Annotated in this window: 16 protein-coding genes and 1 pseudogene; 11 read left to right on the top strand and 6 right to left on the bottom strand. The window is 60.5% G+C overall.

The window, feature by feature from the left end:
• Positions 1-391: 391 nt before the first annotated feature.
• Positions 392-490: pseudogene (locus tag AO240_RS29145) on the top strand (type VI secretion system tube protein Hcp); the annotation flags it as partial.
• A gap of 76 nt (positions 491-566) precedes the next feature.
• Here AO240_RS29145 and AO240_RS15730 read toward each other — a convergent pair.
• Positions 567-1,334, bottom strand: a complete 768-nt coding sequence (locus AO240_RS15730) for a C1 family peptidase (RefSeq protein WP_099237259.1) — start codon at positions 1,332-1,334, stop codon at positions 567-569.
• Positions 1,335-1,620: 286 nt separating this feature from the next.
• On the opposite strand from AO240_RS15730, the gene AO240_RS15725 reads away from it, so the two are divergent.
• From AO240_RS15725 to AO240_RS15705, 5 genes are all read left to right on the top strand, one after another.
• A complete protein-coding gene (locus AO240_RS15725; RefSeq protein WP_099237258.1) occupies positions 1,621-2,115 on the top strand; it encodes a DUF1543 domain-containing protein in 495 nt (164 codons plus the stop codon).
• 114 nt (positions 2,116-2,229) lie between these two features.
• On the top strand, positions 2,230-3,045 hold the full coding sequence (locus tag AO240_RS15720) for an alpha/beta fold hydrolase (RefSeq protein WP_099237257.1): 816 nt from the start codon (positions 2,230-2,232) through the stop codon (positions 3,043-3,045).
• Positions 3,035-4,168 carry a PAS domain-containing sensor histidine kinase gene (locus AO240_RS15715; protein WP_099237256.1) on the top strand — a complete coding sequence of 378 codons (1,134 nt, stop codon included), beginning with the start codon at positions 3,035-3,037 and terminating at the stop codon, positions 4,166-4,168. Before AO240_RS15720 ends, AO240_RS15715 begins: the two co-directional genes overlap by 11 nt.
• A gap of 113 nt (positions 4,169-4,281) precedes the next feature.
• On the top strand, positions 4,282-5,343 hold the full coding sequence (locus AO240_RS15710; protein WP_099237255.1) for an alginate lyase family protein: 1,062 nt from the start codon (positions 4,282-4,284) through the stop codon (positions 5,341-5,343).
• Positions 5,344-5,368: 25 nt separating this feature from the next.
• Entirely contained in the window at positions 5,369-5,872 is a 504-nt protein-coding gene (locus AO240_RS15705; protein WP_099237254.1) for an AAA family ATPase, read from the top strand.
• A 273-nt stretch (positions 5,873-6,145) separates the two neighbouring features.
• On the opposite strand, the gene AO240_RS15695 is transcribed toward AO240_RS15705, so the two are convergent.
• Complete coding sequence (locus AO240_RS15695; protein ID WP_099237252.1) at positions 6,146-7,732, bottom strand: murein L,D-transpeptidase; 1,587 nt, start codon at positions 7,730-7,732, stop codon at positions 6,146-6,148.
• A gap of 40 nt (positions 7,733-7,772) precedes the next feature.
• Between AO240_RS15695 and AO240_RS15690 the strand changes: the two genes are divergently transcribed.
• Together AO240_RS15690 and AO240_RS15685 are read left to right on the top strand one after the other, a co-directional pair.
• Entirely contained in the window at positions 7,773-8,486 is a 714-nt protein-coding gene (locus AO240_RS15690) for a murein L,D-transpeptidase catalytic domain family protein (RefSeq protein WP_099237251.1), read from the top strand.
• A gap of 30 nt (positions 8,487-8,516) precedes the next feature.
• Positions 8,517-9,263, top strand: a complete 747-nt coding sequence (locus AO240_RS15685; protein WP_099237250.1) for a creatininase family protein — start codon at positions 8,517-8,519, stop codon at positions 9,261-9,263.
• A 124-nt stretch (positions 9,264-9,387) separates the two neighbouring features.
• On the opposite strand, the gene AO240_RS15680 is transcribed toward AO240_RS15685, so the two are convergent.
• Positions 9,388-9,729 (bottom strand): hypothetical protein, encoded by a 342-nt coding sequence (locus AO240_RS15680; RefSeq protein WP_099237249.1) that lies wholly within the window; start codon positions 9,727-9,729, stop codon positions 9,388-9,390.
• A gap of 45 nt (positions 9,730-9,774) precedes the next feature.
• Positions 9,775-10,419: an ATPase gene (locus AO240_RS15675; RefSeq protein ID WP_099237248.1), complete on the bottom strand. Its 645-nt coding sequence runs from the start codon at positions 10,417-10,419 to the stop codon at positions 9,775-9,777.
• Between the two features lie 143 nt (positions 10,420-10,562).
• Here AO240_RS15675 and AO240_RS15670 point away from each other — a divergent pair, with 143 nt between their 5' ends.
• Positions 10,563-10,808 (top strand): hypothetical protein, encoded by a 246-nt coding sequence (locus AO240_RS15670; RefSeq protein WP_099237247.1) that lies wholly within the window; start codon positions 10,563-10,565, stop codon positions 10,806-10,808.
• A 4-nt stretch (positions 10,809-10,812) separates the two neighbouring features.
• Here AO240_RS15670 and yfcF read toward each other — a convergent pair whose 3' ends face one another.
• Positions 10,813-11,445, bottom strand: coding sequence for a glutathione transferase (gene yfcF, locus AO240_RS15665; RefSeq protein ID WP_099237246.1), 633 nt, complete (start codon positions 11,443-11,445; stop codon positions 10,813-10,815).
• Positions 11,446-11,609: 164 nt separating this feature from the next.
• Here yfcF and AO240_RS15660 point away from each other — a divergent pair, with 164 nt between their 5' ends.
• On the top strand, positions 11,610-12,764 hold the full coding sequence (locus AO240_RS15660) for a DUF1624 domain-containing protein (RefSeq protein WP_099237245.1): 1,155 nt from the start codon (positions 11,610-11,612) through the stop codon (positions 12,762-12,764).
• Positions 12,765-12,998: 234 nt separating this feature from the next.
• On the opposite strand, the gene metE is transcribed toward AO240_RS15660, so the two are convergent.
• Positions 12,999-15,290 carry a 5-methyltetrahydropteroyltriglutamate--homocysteine S-methyltransferase gene (metE, locus tag AO240_RS15655; protein ID WP_099237244.1) on the bottom strand — a complete coding sequence of 764 codons (2,292 nt, stop codon included), beginning with the start codon at positions 15,288-15,290 and terminating at the stop codon, positions 12,999-13,001.
• 249 nt (positions 15,291-15,539) lie between these two features.
• Between metE and AO240_RS15650 the strand changes: the two genes are divergently transcribed.
• Entirely contained in the window at positions 15,540-17,183 is a 1,644-nt protein-coding gene (locus AO240_RS15650; protein ID WP_099237243.1) for a sensor domain-containing diguanylate cyclase, read from the top strand.
• The last annotated feature ends 265 nt before the right edge of the window (positions 17,184-17,448 follow it).

The raw sequence follows: 17,448 nt of genomic DNA, 5'->3' as shown, positions 1-17,448 counted from the left end.
AGATGCGCAGCCTGATGCGTTTAACGCTGCATAGACCTTTTGCACAAGCCAGCAAACCTTAGCCATGCCAAAAGCATCCAGCAAGTGCCCGGCCAGCACTTAAGCAATTTCCTACAGCCCTTGCAAACAAAGCCCTGCGCAAGATATTGCGCAGCTTGGCCGTGCCTCGATAACTCAGTTAATCCTGATACTCACGCGCCTAGCGCTGCAACAGCCTGAGCAAATAACTGCACACCTGTGCGCAAGCCATTTCATTTAAAGCCGCCGAGCAGCGCTTAAACTTGGATCAATACAAAGTTCCCACGTTGGCTGCATGCTGTTTTGATCAGGCCTCGCAACTAAGGGTGCATACGCCACTAATAATCAGCCTCGTCTTCGATAAATCATCATCACGTATTTGGAAGATCTGCGTTTCAGCTATCGCAAGATCATCTGAACGCACGCAGTGGCCGGTACTTGCGGCTCGGACGACTGGCGCAGCCCCGTCGCCAGCGAGCCGAGGATGAGGCAGAAACGGCCACCAGGGACGGCGCCGTTTCTGCCCGCGGGTCACGCCATTACAAACGCTAGGCCGCGACGATTCTGATGGTCCAGAAGTCTGAGGCTAAATTCTCATCCATGAGGTAACCGTACGGCAATGTGCCGTAGCCTTTCATTCCCCAGGCGTCTCCCCAGGAATTACGGATAATAAAACGCTGCTTTGCATCGTCATAGCCCACCGCGAGTACGCAGTGCCCTCCGAGCATTTTTTCGGTCGATGCGGGCATTGGCACAATGCCAGTTTTTGTCACTTCCTTGCTTTCCAAACTTTCATAAACAGAAAACCCCAAAACGAATGGGTAGCCGGCGGCCAGGCAGCCTTTCATCTGATTCAGGTTTTGCGCCACTTTCTGATATTGAATTGCCTTATATTTTTTTGCATCGGTATAGCACTTCTGCGGGGGCTTGACGCTAAACTTCGTAATATCGTAAGGCCACTCCGACTCAGGGCAATCGCCTTGCACACCGACACTCTTTATACCTGTCCGGATCATCGCTCCGCTGTCTGAGTCGACGGTGTGTTCAATCACGCGTTCGTTGTAATAAATGAACAACCGGGAGGGTTCAAACAGCGGCGTAAGCTTTTGCTTCATGCGATCAAACTGAATCGCCCCGGCAATCCCGTTTGCGGTGCAACTGCCCAGCTGGCCTTGGTCGTACACCGGCGGGCAGTGCGGGCGAAGATCAACCAAAGGCGGCAGTGCCGCCAACATCGCGGGCGGCGCCGCATACAAATGATCGCGGTGATCGGGTAAGTCACGAATCCAGCCATACTGCTTCACTGTGTACGCCATCGATATTATCCTCGTAATGTAATAGTCAGAAAAATATAAGCCGGCCTTATAAGTACACGCCTCTAGCGTAAATGAGTGCAGGCTTAAAAAACCAGCAGGTAACCGTAAGCTGGGGTATTAACCAAATCAATTAAAACTTGATGACCGTTTAATGACGGCTCGCCAACAGTTCGTTATAAAGTTTTAAAAAACAGCGACTTTGCAAGTTGCTTAATCAAAGTGACCGGACAAAAGGCTTCAATCGACGTATCGTTAGCCTTTGCCATGTCGCCAGGAAGAACCCGCAATGCTGTTTGTCGTCATGCTCGGGGGTAAACACCCGCGGGCTAAAATTGAAGTTCACGATGTGGTGTTCGCGGTGGCGGATACGCTGCAAGCCACTTACCCGCAACTGCGCGAGGAATGGTTCGGCAGCCCCAAGGGCGTGCATGTCGATTCATGGATGGCGGTCGATGGCGTCGACGGCTGGAAGGTCGAAGTCAGCCACCTGGCGCCCCAGGCGGATGCGCAGCGCCTGTACTTCATCAACCTCGGCGGCTATGAAGCCAACGCGTTTGGCGAGGCCCATCACTACCTGTTGGTGGTCGCCCGCAACAAACGCGAAGCCACCAGCAAGGGCAAGCAGCAGATATTGCGCCACTGGTCCCAGGCCCACACCGACGCTGTCATGGATATTGACGACTGCCTGCCGATTGACCTGGCAGACGGCCGCTATATTCACTTGGTGCAAGGCGCGCATCGGCCGATTATTCAGCAGAACGACTATATCGTCCTGGCCTGATGCTGCCGCTCAAGGTGCCGACTTCGTCTGATCGGCGCTATAACGCGTGACCCCGCGCGCGCGACTATCTAAACTGCGCGCACGCATAGCAATACGCCATCTACGAGAGCGCGCATGAACCTGAAGCACCGCAACAATGTCAGTGTGATGGGTAACGGCACGGCGACGCTGGTGTTTTCCCACGGTTTCGGCTGCAACCAGACACTGTGGAATTACCTGGCGCCGCAATTCGTCGACCGCTTCCGCGTGGTCATGTACGACCTGGTAGGCGCTGGCCTGTCGGACCTGAGTGCATTTGACACGGTCAAGTACAGCTCGCTGAGCGGCTATGCGTCGGACTTGAACGAGATTATTCACGCGTTCGGCGCAGGCCCGGTGATTCTGGTCAGCCACTCGGTCAGCGCGATGATCGGCACCCTCGCCGACCGCATGGCGCCAGGGCAAATCGCAGCGCATGTGATGATCGGCCCCTCGCCGCGTTACATCGATGACGTCGGTTACGTTGGCGGGTTCACGCGTAACGACATCGACGAGTTGCTCGACACGCTCGACAGCAATTACCTCGGCTGGTCGAGCAGCATGGCCCCGGTGATCATGGGCGCCACTGGCCAACCGGCGCTGGGCGAAGAGCTGGCAGACAGCTTCTGCCGCACCGAGCCGCACATCGCCAAGCAGTTTGCGCGTGTTACGTTTATGTCGGACAACCGCCAGGACGTGATCGGCCTGACGACGCCGGTGCTCATCCTGCAATCGAGCGACGACCTGATTGCCCCGGTGGCGGTGGGCGAATACCTGCACAGTGTGCTGCCCAACAGCACGTATTGCCTGCTCGACAACGTCGGTCACTGCCCGCACATGAGCGTGCCGCACGCGTGCGCAGCGGCGATGGAAACCTTCCTGGCCCCGTGGGCTATCGCCGATGCCGTCTGAGCTATTCGACAGCGCCGCCTGTGCCCTCGCCGTCACGGCCGAAGACGGCACGATCCTGCAAGCCAATGCGCGGTTCAGCGAATGGTTCGGGTTCAGCACGGCCGAGCTGTGTGGGCGGCGCTTTCAGGACCTGTTGACGATGGGCGGGCGGATTTTCCACCAGACCCACCTGGCGCCGATGCTGCGCCTGCGCGGCGGCGTCAGCGAAGTCAAGCTCGACATGCTGCACAGCGACGGGCGCAAGGTGACCGTGCTGCTCAATGGCAACAAGCGCGAACAGGCTGGCGCCGTGGTCTACGACCTGGCGCTGTTCGGCACCACCGACCGCGACAAGTACGAACGCGAGTTGCTTAACGCGCGCAACCTGGCCGAAGCACGCTTGCAGGAACGCACCGCCACCGAAATCGCCTTGCAACAGGCCCAGGCCGAGTTGAGCGAGGCGTATGCCATCGCCCAGCGCCGCGCGTTGTTTGCCGAGCAGATGGTGGCAATCGTCAGCCACGACTTGAAGAATCCGCTCACGGCCATCCGCATGGCGTCGGACTTTCTCAGCCGTGACCAACGCACGCCCAAAGAGAGCCAATTACTCGGCCATATCGCCCAATCCTCCGAACGCGCCCAGCGCATGATCGCCGACCTGTTGGACTTCACCCAGGCGCGGGTTGGCCACGGCATCACGATCAAGGCGGCGGCGCTGGACTTGCACGAGGTGATTCAGCGCGCTGTAGACGAACTGCGCGTGGCGTTTCCCAAGGCCACGCTTGAGCATCAAGCCGAAGGCACTGGCCAGGCCTGCCTGGACGCCGACCGTGTGCAGCAGATTATCGGCAACCTGGTGGCCAACAGCGTGGCGTATGGCGACCTGCACAGGCCCATCACCATCACCTCGCGTCTGGGCGCTGGCGGCTGCGAAATCTCGGTGCACAACCATGGCGCGGTGATCCCCGCAGCGCTGATAGCGGTGCTGTTCGAGCCGATGACACGTGGCACCGACCAAGGCAGCGATGTGCGCAGCGTGGGCTTGGGTTTGTATATCGTGCGCGAGCTGGCCAGGGTGCATGGCGGCGATGTGGCGGTGAGTTCCTGCGCGACCAACGGCACCACGTTTAGCGTGAAATTCTAGAACTTGATGCGCGCGGCGGCGAGCTGAATGGAACGCCGAGCTTACGGCAGTTTCATCAACGCCGATTCGGCCCTGTGCTAGCGTGGGCGCGACCTCGTTTGGCAGACCTTGCGATGAAAAAAACCAACCTCGCGCTGGCCGCACTGCTGGCTGCGTTTTACCACGCGACCACAGCGGCTGCGCAACCGCCCAGCCTGTGCCAACCGGCTGCATCGAACCCGGCGGCCACAGCCTTTCTGGCCGCCGCCCAACGGCATGTGGCCGATCAGCCGGCGCCGCTGCCGCATGTGCACACCGAAGGCACGCTGCCTCACCAGGGCATTCGTGACGCCAGCATTGCCGCCGAAAAGGACTGGCCGCTGATGCGTCAGGCGGCGCTGGCCTGGCGCTTGAATGGTGACCCGCGTTACCTCAAGCAAGTTGACGACTACCTCGCCGCGTGGGCCGAGGTGTATCAGCCGGACTTCAACCCGATCGACGAAACCAACCTCGACATGCTGATCACGGCCTATGCACTCACGGCCGACAGTTTGCGCGCGCAAACCCGCGACGCCAGCCGGCGCTTGATCAGCACGCTGGGCAACGGCTACATCGCGCATATTCAGCAAGTGCAGGGGCCAAAAAAAACCACTCAAACCAATAATTGGCAGAGCCATCGCGTCAAGTTGATCAGCGTGGCTGCTGCCGCATTGGGCGATCGGGCCATGCTGGAGCAGGCGCACCAGCTGTTTAAACAGCAGGTCGCCGATAACATCCTGGCCGACGGCTCGGTGACGGACTTCCACGACCGCGATGCCCTGCATTACGTGGTGTACGACCTGGAGCCGCTGGTGGAAGCGGCCTTGGCGGCCAAACCCTACGGCATCGGCGGCGACTGGCTGAACATCACTGCAAATGGCGCCTCGTTGGGCGCCGCCCTCGATTGGCTGGTGCCGTATGCCAATGGGCAACGCAGCCACCAGGAATTCGTGCACACCCACGTGCCATTCGACCAAGCCCGTGCAGGCGTTGGCGAAGCCGGCTACAGCGGTACGTGGGAGCCAAAAAGCGGCGCGACGCTGTTTTGGCTGGCGGCGCAGTTGAACCCGCGTTATTTGCCGGTGGCCAAGCAATTGGCGGCCCAGCCAGCGGATTGGATCAGCGCCTGCTATTTGAAGTCAGCACGGCTAGACTGACCGGCCTCGTCTTAAAGGATTAATGATGCTTATTGTATTCAGCGGCCTGCCCGGCACCGGCAAGACCACGATTGCCAGCGAACTGGCGCGCCGAACGGGTGCGGTTTATCTGCGCATTGATGTGATAGAGCAGGCGCTGCGCGGTTCGGGTGTGTTGGCCGGTGATGTCGGCGCCAGCGGCTACGACGTGGCGAATGCGTTGGGGCTGAGCAATTTGCGCTTGGGCCGCGCGGTGATTGCCGATTGTGTGAACCCTGTAAGGGAAAGCCGCGAGGCGTGGGCAGTGGTCGCCCGGCAGGCGGGTGTCGAGTTGCTGGGTATCCAGGTGATTTGCTCTGATCGGCAAGAACACCAACGCCGCGTGGAAAGCCGCGCGAGTGATATTCCCGGGCTGGTGCCGCCGAGTTGGCAATCAGTAGCAGCGCATGACTATGAGGCTTGGGATGAGACGCCGTTGACGGTTGATACGGCGCTGTTGACGGCGCAAGAGGCTGTTGCACTGATTTTGGCGCGGGTTAGCCCTGGGTAAAGTGCTGGGTTTCTGTGGATGGCGGGCTTTCTGTGAGTGGCAGGCATTCTGTGGCGAGCGGGCTTGCTCGCGTTGGGCTGCGTAGCGGCCCCAAACCAGACGCTAAGGATTACCTGACAAATCGCGTGCCTCATGACAGGGGCCGCTACGCAGCCCAACGCGAGCAAGCCCGCTCGCCACAACAGGCCTGCTCGCCACAACAAGCCCGCTCGCCACAACAGGCCTGCTCGCCACGACAGCCCGCTCGCCACACCACAGATTACGGCTGACGCTTCAAAGCACTGTGCCCATGGCCTTCATCAACACCAGGTCGCGCCCATAAATATCCGGCGCATACACCAACTCGCCCTGACGATCGACTTCCACCGTCCAGTAGCCCAACAGCACCGGTACGGGCGTTGCCAGCCTGAATTCGTGGGTCACGCCCGTGGCCAACAGCTCATCGGTGCGCGCGCGTTCGGCCGGGGTCACCAGCAGGTCGCGCAACAGCAATGGCTGCTCAACCCGCACGCAGCCTGAACTGAACGCACGCGGCCCCTTGGTAAACAGCGGCTGGCTCGGCGTGTCGTGCAAGTACACCGAGTACGGGTTGGGAAAGCGCATCACGATCTTGCCCAGCGGGTTGCGCGGGCCAGCTTCCTGGCGCAACAGAATGTTGCCGGGGCGCGCCCAGTCGATCTGCTCCGGCGCCAGCGCATTGCCTTCGGCGTCAAGCACCTGCAGGTTCTGCTGGCGCAGGTATTCCGGGTTCAAACGGATGGCCGGCAGTTTATCCTCGCGCATGATCGTCGGCGGGATCGTCCACGTGGGGTTGAGCGTCAGCCGCGTGATGCGTGATTTAAGCAACGGCGTCTGGCGTTCGGCACGCCCGACTTGCAGGCGCGTTTGCCACACCGGAATGCCGCTCTGGTAAACGCTGAGTTGCGCGGCGGCGACGTTGACCAGCACGCCTTCGGGCTCCAGGTCCTGGGCCAGCCAACGGAACCGCTCAAGGTTGATGCGCAACTGGTCGCGGCGCATCGCCGGGCTGATGTTGAGCTCGGCCACCGTGCCCACACCGATCACGCCGTCGGCTTGCAACGAGTGGCTGAGCTGGAAGGCCTTGACCGCCTTGACCAGTTCATCCTGATACTGCTTGCCGTTGCCGGTGGGCGCCTTGGCCAAATAGCCGCCGCTGTACAAACGCTGCGCCAGCTCCGGCACGCGCGGGTCTTCCATGCCAGGGCGCAACAACGGGCCAGCGGCGACGGCCCCCCAATGCGGCAACGGTTGCAGGCGCACGCTGGAATAGGCGTTGCGCAAACTACGGTAAAGATCGGCGCTGGGGCGCGCCTGATCGAAGGCCTGGGCCATGTTGTGCAAGCCGCTCGCGGCAAAGGCCAGCACCTCGGTATTCGAGTCGCGCACGGGCGGCTGCGAATGCCACAGTGGCTCGAAACGCGATTGCTGCAAACGCCCGTAATGCAGGTCTTGCAAGGCTTGCAGGTAGTGCTGGCTGGTGCTGATATCGTCGCACAGCACGTTGCCCGTGGCGCCGGTGGTGGGCAGGCTGTAACTCGCGGGGTCCAGGCCATCGTCGGCCAGCATCAGCAACTGCGCCTGCAATGCCTGGCGCCGATCTTCGTCAGACCACAGCGGCACATCACCCTGCTGCTGGTACAGCGCTTGCAAACGCAATTGCGCCGCCGCATCGATAGGCGGGGCAAGGCCGGGGCAAACGCTGGCCAACTGCGCGAGCGCCTGTTGCACAGGGCTGGCAGGAATAACCGCAACCTCGCCCAGCGGCAACTCATCCGCTGTGGCGACCAGTGGTGCAACGAGCAGGCAAAGGCTCAAGTAACATGCGTGTTTTTTGAACAATTGACTTGGCTCCAATCCACGGCCGGGGGAAGTACCGTAGATGCTGACTTTAATGCGCCGTCTCGGCTTGATCACCTTGACCCTGGCGATGTTGAGCAATCTTGCGCTCGCCGCCAATCGGAATACGCCTAACTTATATAGCAGCCTGGCGCGCTCGGCTCCAGAACTCAATCCCACTGTACTTAAAAGCGCCCTGAGCGCGGTGCAGTGCGCGGTGAATAACGGCGAGGAACGTTCCGATCGCCTAGCGGTTATTGACTACTCGCAGCCCTCGACCGCCCGTCGGCTGTGGATTTTCGATTTGCGCAAACAGACCCTGGTATTGCGCGACCTGGTGGCGCACGGCGCAAACTCCGGGGAAAACTTCGCCACCCAGTTCTCCAACCTCGAAGGCAGCCACCAATCCAGCCTCGGCCTGTTCCGCACCCAGGAAAGTTACCTCGGCACCCACGGCTATTCATTGCGCATGGACGGCCTGGAACCCGGCTTCAACGACCTGGCCCGCGACCGCGCGTTGGTGATTCACGCCGCCGACTACGTCAACTCCGCCTGGAGCAAGCGCGAAGGCCGTATCGGCCGCAGCCAGGGTTGCCCGGCCGTACGCCCGCAGGTGGCGCGCCAGGTGGTGGATAAACTCAAGGATGGGCAATTCATGTTTTCCTGGTACCCGGACCAGCGCTGGTTGAAGTCATCGACGTACCTCAACTGCAAACCCCAACAGGTGGCAACTAGTCGTACACTCCGTGGTGGTTAGCCTGTCCCCACAGATAAAAGAGAGCGCCGCATGCTTTTACACACCTCCACCTGGATCGAGATCGGGCAGTTTCTGGAACGCAGCCGCACGGTGGTGATTCCCATCGGTTCCAACGAACAACACGGCCCCACCGGCCTGTTGGGCACCGACTGGATGTGCCCGGAGATCATCGCCCATGAGGCGCAGAAGAACGCCGACATCCTGATCGGCCCAACCTTCAATATCGGCATGGCCCAGCACCACTTGGGTTTTCCCGGCACCATTTCGTTGCGCCCTTCCACCTTCATCGCCGCGATTGGCGACTGGGTGCGCTCGTTGGCCGGGCACGGTTTCGAGAAAATCCTGTTTCTGAATGGCCACGGCGGCAACATTGCGACCATTGAAGCGGCGTTTTCCGAACTGTACGCCGAGGCCAGCTTCGCCCGCCGCCCGGCCGGGTTCGCGCTGAAGCTGATGAACTGGTGGGACCTGGAAGGCGTCACCGACCTGGCCCACCGTCAATTCCCGGTTGGCCATGGCAGCCATGCCACACCGTCGGAAATCGCGGTGACGCAGTGGGCGTATCCGCACGCGATCAAGTCAGCCGACTATTCGCCACAAATTGCCAACACCGGGCCGATCCGTGAAGCGCTGGATTTTCGCGCACGCTTCCCCGATGGGCGCATGGGGTCGGACCCGGCCCTGGCGACGGTGGAAAAAGGCGGTGAAATGGTAGCGTTGGCGGCCAAAGGGCTGGTCAAGAGCGTGAACAGCTTCAGCAACGAGCCAACACGTTAAGCCCTGCACCTGTCCAAATGTGGGAGCGGGCTTGCTCGCGATAACGGTGTATCAGTTGATATATTTACAGACTGATCTACCGCTATCGCGAGCAAGCCCGCACTTTAAGCCGTGTCACCCAAGCCTACTTGCAATCCTGCGCTGCTTGCTCAAGCCGCGACGGCTTGAGCGCCGAAGCCAACGGCTTGCGCTCATACACAAAGACCTTGGTGCCGTCCTGCGACTTATAAGCCTCCAGCACATCATCAGCCGCAATCTTGCTGGTCAACAGCACCTTGGCGTGGCGCGAGTTCTGCGTCACGGTCGAGCTGATGCGGTGCTTTTCGAGCTTGGGCACGATGCATTGCACATAGCCTTCAGGGGTTTTGTCAGTGAGCAGGGTCAAGGTCGGAGCATTGGGAGCTGTCATACAACCGGTCAGCAACACACTGGCAAACGCCAGGGCCGGGACGAAAAAAGAGCGCATACACATTCCTGAAAATAACCAATAGGGTTCACATCAATCCGCGCGTCATCCTGCGCGGACAAGCGCCTTGAGCGACGCATCAAACTGCTTCAAGGCGCCTTGCTGTACATCACGCTGCTGTTCAATCTGCGCGGCAATCTCGGGCGCCGCCTTGCCATGCACCCACACCGACGGCACTTGCTTGTGCACCGAGCCTTCGGCCTTGGCGATATAGTGCAGGTTCGCGTCATAGAAACGCGCAACAAACCGCGCATCCACCTGGTCGTTACGCTGGGTGAGCAATTGGTTATGCGCATCGAGCATGACCACCACATCGGGATGCGCCTGCATCAGCTCGTCCAGGCTGTGATAGAACGTCACGCTGCGAAAACTGCTCTGCAGCGAGCTCATTAACCAATCAATTGCCAGTTCCGGGTCGGAGCTGTTGACGAACGCATCGCGGATGCGCCCATCGAGGGCACCCTTGGCGCCCTGCATGGCCATCGCGTGGTAGCGCTCAAGGTAACTGAGGTTTTCGCGGGTATTTTCGCTGTACAACACCCCCACCGACTGCTCGCGCCGCAGGGAGTCTACGCTACCGGTGAGTGGCAGAAAATGGCCCGTGCGCAGTTCATCCGCAATTGCCGGGGTGGCCAGCATCGACGTGCCAAGCATCAGCAGCATTAAACCCAACTGGATAATCATCCTCATCGCGCATTTCCTTGAAGCGTGTCTTGATGTGGCGATTCTCCGCTTTTGGCGTAAAAACAGAACTTGCGTTGCATGATGGTGACTATTATCTGAAGCGATAGTGTTGCGCCGCCTGACACCATAAAACCTATAAGGACCACGCCATGAAGCCCCACCAGAAAACCTTCGACCGCATCCGCGAAGCTGTATTGCCGGAGTTTCGTGAGCGGGTCGCCGATTACCTGGTCGACTATGAAAGTGTGTTACAGGACGTCGCCGCCGATGCCGCCAGGCGCAGCGCCAGCGCCCAGCAGTTGCGCGGTTACCTGCGCGGCTTGAACACCACACGGGTGCTGGGCATGGCCGATTGGGAAGACCTCGACCGGCGCGTCTCTCAAGAATGGCTGTAAACCGTTAGAGCGGCGGGCGCTGCAGGTTGACCCACGCCTGCACCGACGGCCGTTGCCACTGGCGCCGGGCGTAGTCGAGCAATGCTGCGGGCACGCTGTCGCCGCCCAGAATCAAGCGATTGAGCATCAGCGCCAAGTCCACATCGGCAATCGACCACGCGCCGAACAGGGATGCCGGGTTGCCCACCAACAGCGCCTGCGCGGCACTGATCAACTTGCGCGCGGCCACCTCAGCCACCGGCGACAACGGTGGCACCTGTTGCCCGTAAAACACCACCCGCGTCGAACGCTCCTGGCGAATCGGCAGCAAGTCGCTGCGCAGCCACGCCTGAACCTGCCGCGCCCTCGCCCGCAGCTTGGGATCGGCCGGGTACACCGGCGTTGCGGGGTAGGCCTGCTCCAGGTATTCGCTGATCGCGGAAGATTCCGACAAGGCAAACTCGCCTTCAACCAACGTCGGCACACGTTGGGTCAGCGACAATTGGGCAAAGTCCGCAGCCTGGTTTTGCGCGGCTTCCAGGTCGAGTGTATGCGTGTCGAACGCCAGGCCTTTTTCGCGCAGGGTGACAAACACAGACATCGCATACGGGCTGGTGAACTGCGTATCCACATAAAGGCGTATCGGTTGCTGGCGCATGGCGGGTCTCCCTGGGTGAAAACCCACGCTATTAGATGTGGCGCGATAAAGACAATGCCGGGTTTTTATGGGGGCATTCCTTGCGGGAATAGCGTGGCACGCATCGCGGCGCCTAATGTTATAGAATAACGTCAAATTTTCGCCCTTGCCGATGGTGCTTGCCCATGAATGACGCTGTTCCCTTACGCCAACGCCTGCTCTGCATCGACGCCCTGCGCGGTTTAGTGATTCTGTTTATGTTGCTTGACCACGTGCGCGAAACCTTCTTGATGCACCGCCAGGTCAGTGACCCGATGAGCATTCAGGACACCGAGCCCGCGCTGTTTATCAGCCGCACCCTCGCCCATCTGTGCGCGCCAGTGTTTGTGTTGCTAACGGGTTTGTCCGCCTGGCTTTACGGCCAGAAATACCAGGGCCGCCGCGATGTGTCGGCGTTTCTGTTCAAACGCGGGCTGTTCCTGGTGGTGCTTGAGTTCACCCTGGTCAACTTCGCCTGGACCTTCCAGATGCCGCCCAGCGTGATCTATATGCAAGTGATCTGGGCCATCGGCGTCAGCATGCTCGCCCTCGCCCTGCTGGTGTGGTTGCCGCGCCCGCTGCTGCTGGCCATCGCGGCGGTGATCATCGGCGGGCACAACCTGCTGGACGGCGTGCACTTTGCGCCGGGTTCGCTGGCGCAAAATGGGTGGGCGATCCTGCATGAACGCAGCTGGATCAGCGTCTCAGACACGCTGCGCCTGCGCACCACCTACCCGGTGCTGCCGTGGATTGGCGTGATTGCCTTGGGCTACGGCATAGGCCCGTGGTTTGCCAATGGCGTGCAGCCGGCGTTGCGTCAGCGTTATCTGTGGTTGGCCGGTGCGGGGGCAATGCTCGGGTTCGTGCTGTTGCGCGCGCTCAATGGGTATGGCGAAAAACCCTGGCAGGCGTCTGAAAGCGCCGTGCACACAGTGATGAGCTTTTTCAACGTGACCAAATACCCGCCTTCGCTGCTGTTTCTGGCATTGACGCTGGGGATTGGGTTGCTGGTGTTACGCGCGTTTGAGCGCGCCGGAGATCGACGCTGGATCGCGGTATTGAGCGTATTCGGGGCAGCGCCGATGTTCTTTTATCTGCTGCACCTGTATGTGCTTAAAGTGCTGTATGTGGCGTGCGTGGCGGTGTTCGGGCTGAACCAGGGTGACTATTTCGGATTCGACGGCATTGGCGGGGTGTGGGTGGTCGCGCTGTTACTGCCGCTGGCGCTGTACTTGCCAGTACGCTGGTTTGCCACCCTCAAAGCGCGGCGGCGGGATCTTGCTTGGCTTAAATACCTGTGACCTGATGGGGTTTGGGCTTTTGGGTGTCTACCCGTTGCGGGGCGCCTCTCAGATCAAAATCACACGCCGAACTCGGTCAAACTGTGGGAGGGGGCTTGCTCCCGATGGCGGTGGTCAGTCAACTCATGTATCAACTGTAAAACTGCTATCGCGAGCAAGCCCGCTCCCACAAAAAGCAGAAGCAGATCTGCTGTGTAGGCAAAAGCCGCCTTTGATCTGCTTCAACCACTCAATCTACTCAGCCACCTCAGCCCGCAATTGACGCGCCGCGGCCACCATGTGAACCAACGCCGCTTCAGTCTCCAACCAACCCCGGGTTTTCAACCCGCAATCCGGATTCACCCACAACCGCTCCGCCGGAATCCGCTTGACCGCTTTGCGCAGCAAGTTAACCATCTGCGAAACCTCGGGCACCCGTGGCGAGTGAATGTCATACACGCCTGGCCCAATATCATTCGGGTAAGCAAACACCTCAAACGCCTCCAGCAACTGCATGTCCGAACGCGAGGTTTCGATGGTAATCACATCGGCGTCCATCGCCGCGATGGATTCGATCACATCGTTAAACTCGCTGTAGCACATGTGCGTATGAATCTGGGTTTCATCGCGCACACCCGAAGCGCACAAGCGAAACACTTCGGTGGCCCACTCCAGGTAGTGCTGCCACTGCGCCTGGCGCAGCGGCAAGCCTTCGCGAAAAGCCGCTTCGTCGATTTGCACGATCTTGATGCCCGCTGCTTCCAGGTCGAGTACCTCGTCACGAATCGCCAAGGCCAACTGGCGGGCCTGCACTTCACGGCTCACGTCTTCACGCGGGAACGACCACATCAGCATCGTTACCGGGCCGGTCAGCATGCCCTTCATCACCTTGTGCGTGAGGCTCTGGGCGTAGCGCGTCCACGCCACAGTCATGGCGTGCGGGCGGCTCAAGTCGCCAAAAATAACCGCTGGTTTTACGCACCGCGAACCGTAGCTCTGCACCCAGCCGAAGCGGGTGAATACGTAGCCGTCGAGTTGCTCGGCGAAGTACTCAACCATGTCGTTGCGCTCGGCTTCACCGTGTACCAGCACGTCCAGGCCGAGGTTTTCCTGCACTTCGACGGCGTGTTTGATCTCGCTGTGCATGGCGTCAACGTAGTCGGCCTGGCTCAACTTGCCGGCCTTGTACGATTGGCGCGCCAGACGGATCGACGCGGTTTGCGGGAACGAGCCGATGGTGGTGGTCGGGAACAGCGGCAACTTAAGGCCGGCGCGCTGCTTCTGGATACGCTGGGCAAACGGCGATTGGCGTTGGCTGTGCTCGGCGCTGATCGCCGCCACGCGGGCTTGCACCGCAGGCTTGTGGATACGTGGCGAAGCGGCGCGCGCGGCGTGCACGGCGCGGCTTTGCGCCAGCGCCGCAAGTACCTCAGGCGCTTCGGGCTGGCCCACGGCCTTGGCCAGTAGCGCCACTTCTTCGCACTTCTGTACGGCAAACGCCAGCCAGCTTTTCAGCTCGGTATCCAGCGAGTCTTCACGGCCCAGGTCTACCGGGCTGTGCAGCAGCGAGCAGGACGGCGCAACCCACAGGCGCTCACCCAACTTTTGATGCGCGTGTTGCAGTGTGGCCAGGGCGTTTTCCAGGTCGCAACGCCAAACGTTGCGCCCGTTGACCACGCCCAGCGACAACACTTTGTACGCCGGCAGGCGGTCAAGAATAGTCGGGTACTGCTCCGGCGCACGCACCAGGTCGATGTGCAGGCCATCCACCGGCAGGTTGGCGGCCAGGCCGAGATTTTCTTCGAGACCGCCGAAGTAGGTGGCCACGAGTTTTTTCAGCGGGTCACGCTGGATCTGGTTATAGGCACGCTCAAACGCGTTTTTCCAGGTTTGTGGCAGGTCCAGCGCGAGGATCGGCTCGTCGATCTGCACCCACTCAACGCCCAGCTCGGCCAGGCGCTGGAAGATCTGACCGTACAGCGGCAGCAAACGGTCGAGCAGGTCGAGCTTGTCGAAGTCGCCGCCCTTGGCCTTGCCCAGCCACAGGTAGGTCAGCGGGCCGATCACCACCGGCTTGACGGTGTGGCCGAGGTCGCGGGCTTCTTGCACCTCTTCGAAGAGTTGATCCCAGCCCAGGTGGAAGTGCTGGTCGGCACTGAACTCAGGCACCAGGTAGTGGTAGTTGGTGTCGAACCACTTGGTCATTTCCTGCGCATGGGCACCGCCGCAGCAACTGTCGCTGACGCCACGCGCCATGCCGAACAGGGTGTGCAACGTGGCCTTGCCATCCGCTGGGCGAAAACGTTCAGGCACCACACCGAACATCAGCGAGTGCGTCAGCACTTGGTCGTACCAGGCAAAATCACCGGCGGGCAGCAGTTCGATGCCGGCTTGCTGTTGCAGCGCCCAGTGCGCTTTGCGCAGGTCACGGCCAACGGCGCGCAGGCCGGCTTCGTCGAGCTCACCCTTCCAAAACGCTTCCTGCGCTTTTTTCAGTTCACGATCGCGTCCAATGCGCGGAAATCCGAGGGAATGAGCGACTGCCATGACTTACAACTCCAATGCCGATATTTGATGACGGCCATTGTCTGCAAGCAACGATAGTGAAACAAACTCATTTTACTCTAGATGACCACGAGTTCTGCTCATGTTGTAGCGACCTGCATTAAAAAGAAGTCGGCCAAGCCTACTGAGCAAAATCAAGCCGATGCTTGAACGTTTGTAATAACCGCTGCTAGCACTTTGCCTGCCATAACGCCTACCATGCAAAGACTTAACTGCCCTAGACAGTGACCCATGATCAAAGCCAGCCTGCGTACCCACCTCACTTTATGGTTTGCCGGTTTATCACTACTGACGTTATTGATCGTGGGCTTTTACATCGGGCATATCGCCACTGAGCAGGTCAAGCAGGCCAGCGGTAACGCATTGCTCAACACCGCGCGCTCCAGCGCGGCGTTATTGGCCGTGGAGTTGCGTGAGCGTCAGCTTGAAGTGTCGCTGCTGAGCAAGGCACCGCGGTTTCGCCAAGGCGACCTGGATGCACCGGACATCCTGACGTTGATGGAGCTGCGCACCCAATCGCGCGCCGAATATGCGTGGATGGGCGTGGCCGACGCCGAGGGCCGTGTGCGCCAGGCAGTCAATGGCATGCTGGTCAACCAATCGGTGCAACAGCGGCCCTGGTTTCAGGCCGGCATGCGCAACGAGTACACCGGCGATCCACATGAAGCGGTGTTGCTCGCCAAGCTGCTGCCGAGTGCCAGCACTGGCGAGCCGCTGCGCTTTATCGACTTTGCCGCGCCGATTCGCAATGCCAAGGGCGAGACGATTGGTGTACTCGGCGCCCACGCGCACTGGCGCTGGGTGACCCAGATCGTCGATTCGGCGGTGATGCAAAAGAACCCTGCGCTCAAACTTGAAGCACTGATCATCGACGCCGACGGCAAGGTGCTTTACCCCGAGCTGCTCGCGGGCGAGCAAATGCCGCAGATTAACCTGCACGCGCCGCCGGGCTGGAGCACCAGCAATGGTTACGTCACTGCGGCGGTCGCACTGCCGAGCCCTTCCAACGCCAACCTGTCGTGGTACATCGTGGTGCGCCAGCCGTTGGCAATAGCGCTGCACCCAGCCCGCGAGCTGCTGTACAAATTGTTGGTGTTGGGCATGCTTGCCGCCATCGTGTTCGCCATCGTGGCGTACTACCTGGCGTCGACTTTGAGCCGACCTATCGAGCAGTTGGCCAAATCCGCCAAACAGGTGCAGGAGCAGAAGCCCGGCGCGGTGTTCGCGCAAGAGCATGCGGTGCTCGAAATCGCCCAACTCGGCCAGTCCATCAGTAGCATGACCCAATCGTTGCTCAGCAAGGAGCGCGAGTTGCAGGAGGCCAACGCGTCCCTGGAAGCCACCGTGGCGCAACGCACTGCCGACCTGACGCAGGCCAACGCCGACCTCTTGAGCCTGGCGACTCACGACGCGCTGACCGGCGTGTACAACCGCCGTCGCTTCGACGAAAAGCTCGCCGAGTACAGCCTGCTGTTCCAGCGCACCGGCCGCACCTTCGCGCTGCTGCTGATCGACGCCGACTACTTCAAGCGCGTCAACGACACCTACGGCCACGCCGTCGGTGATGACGTGCTGTGCCAACTCGCCGCCGTGATCGAAAGTGCCACCCGCGCCACCGACTTCGTCGCGCGTTATGGCGGTGAAGAATTCGCTGTGTTATTGCCCGAAGTCGAAGAACCTGACAGCCCCGACGTAGTTGCCGAGAAGATCCGCGCGGCAGTCGCGGCGGCGATGTTCCCAAGCGTGGGCCAAGTCACCGTGAGCATTGGTGTGGGCGTGGCCACGCCGTCGGATCGGGATTCACTGGCGCTGCTCAAACGTGCGGATTTGCAGCTATACGAAGCCAAGGGAACGGGCCGCAACCGGGTGGCGTGAGCCGCCCTGGTTTTGCCTGGCGCGCCACGGTGCCAGGCGTTGGGGCCGCTGCGCAGCCCCAGCTCCCCAAGCCAAACCCGCTCAACTGTGGGAGCGGGCTTGCTCGCGATGCAGGCACCTCGGACCATCAGTTACACCGGGTTGAGGCCATCGCGAGCAAGCCCGGCTCCCACACAAGCCCACTCCCACACAAGCCCGGTGCCCACAGTGAACTGCGCAGGTTATTGATCCGCGCGCTGGACAGTCGGCCTGATCCTGCAGGCGA

Source organism: Pseudomonas sp. ICMP 460 (assembly GCF_002723595.1).
GTDB lineage: Bacteria > Pseudomonadota > Gammaproteobacteria > Pseudomonadales > Pseudomonadaceae > Aquipseudomonas > Aquipseudomonas kitaguniensis.
This window is presented reverse-complemented; position numbering and strand designations above follow the sequence as displayed.

Bases quoted from the DNA above. Each gene is read 5' to 3' on its own strand.
- AO240_RS15660 (WP_099237245.1), top strand. From the start codon at position 11,610: ATGAATGACGCTGTTCCCTTACGCCAACGCCTGCTCTGCATCGACGCC.
- AO240_RS15705 (WP_099237254.1), top strand. From the start codon at position 5,369: ATGCTTATTGTATTCAGCGGCCTGCCCGGCACCGGCAAGACCACGATT.
- AO240_RS15725 (WP_099237258.1), top strand. From the start codon at position 1,621: ATGCTGTTTGTCGTCATGCTCGGGGGTAAACACCCGCGGGCTAAAATT.
- AO240_RS15650 (WP_099237243.1), top strand. From the start codon at position 15,540: ATGATCAAAGCCAGCCTGCGTACCCACCTCACTTTATGGTTTGCCGGT.
- AO240_RS15715 (WP_099237256.1), top strand. From the start codon at position 3,035: ATGCCGTCTGAGCTATTCGACAGCGCCGCCTGTGCCCTCGCCGTCACG.
- AO240_RS15675 (WP_099237248.1), bottom strand. From the start codon at position 10,419: ATGAGGATGATTATCCAGTTGGGTTTAATGCTGCTGATGCTTGGCACG.
- AO240_RS15730 (WP_099237259.1), bottom strand. From the start codon at position 1,334: ATGGCGTACACAGTGAAGCAGTATGGCTGGATTCGTGACTTACCCGAT.
- AO240_RS15720 (WP_099237257.1), top strand. From the start codon at position 2,230: ATGAACCTGAAGCACCGCAACAATGTCAGTGTGATGGGTAACGGCACG.
- AO240_RS15685 (WP_099237250.1), top strand. From the start codon at position 8,517: ATGCTTTTACACACCTCCACCTGGATCGAGATCGGGCAGTTTCTGGAA.
- AO240_RS15680 (WP_099237249.1), bottom strand. From the start codon at position 9,729: ATGCGCTCTTTTTTCGTCCCGGCCCTGGCGTTTGCCAGTGTGTTGCTG.
- yfcF (WP_099237246.1), bottom strand. From the start codon at position 11,445: ATGCGCCAGCAACCGATACGCCTTTATGTGGATACGCAGTTCACCAGC.
- metE (WP_099237244.1), bottom strand. From the start codon at position 15,290: ATGGCAGTCGCTCATTCCCTCGGATTTCCGCGCATTGGACGCGATCGT.
- AO240_RS15710 (WP_099237255.1), top strand. From the start codon at position 4,282: ATGAAAAAAACCAACCTCGCGCTGGCCGCACTGCTGGCTGCGTTTTAC.
- AO240_RS15670 (WP_099237247.1), top strand. From the start codon at position 10,563: ATGAAGCCCCACCAGAAAACCTTCGACCGCATCCGCGAAGCTGTATTG.
- AO240_RS15690 (WP_099237251.1), top strand. From the start codon at position 7,773: ATGCTGACTTTAATGCGCCGTCTCGGCTTGATCACCTTGACCCTGGCG.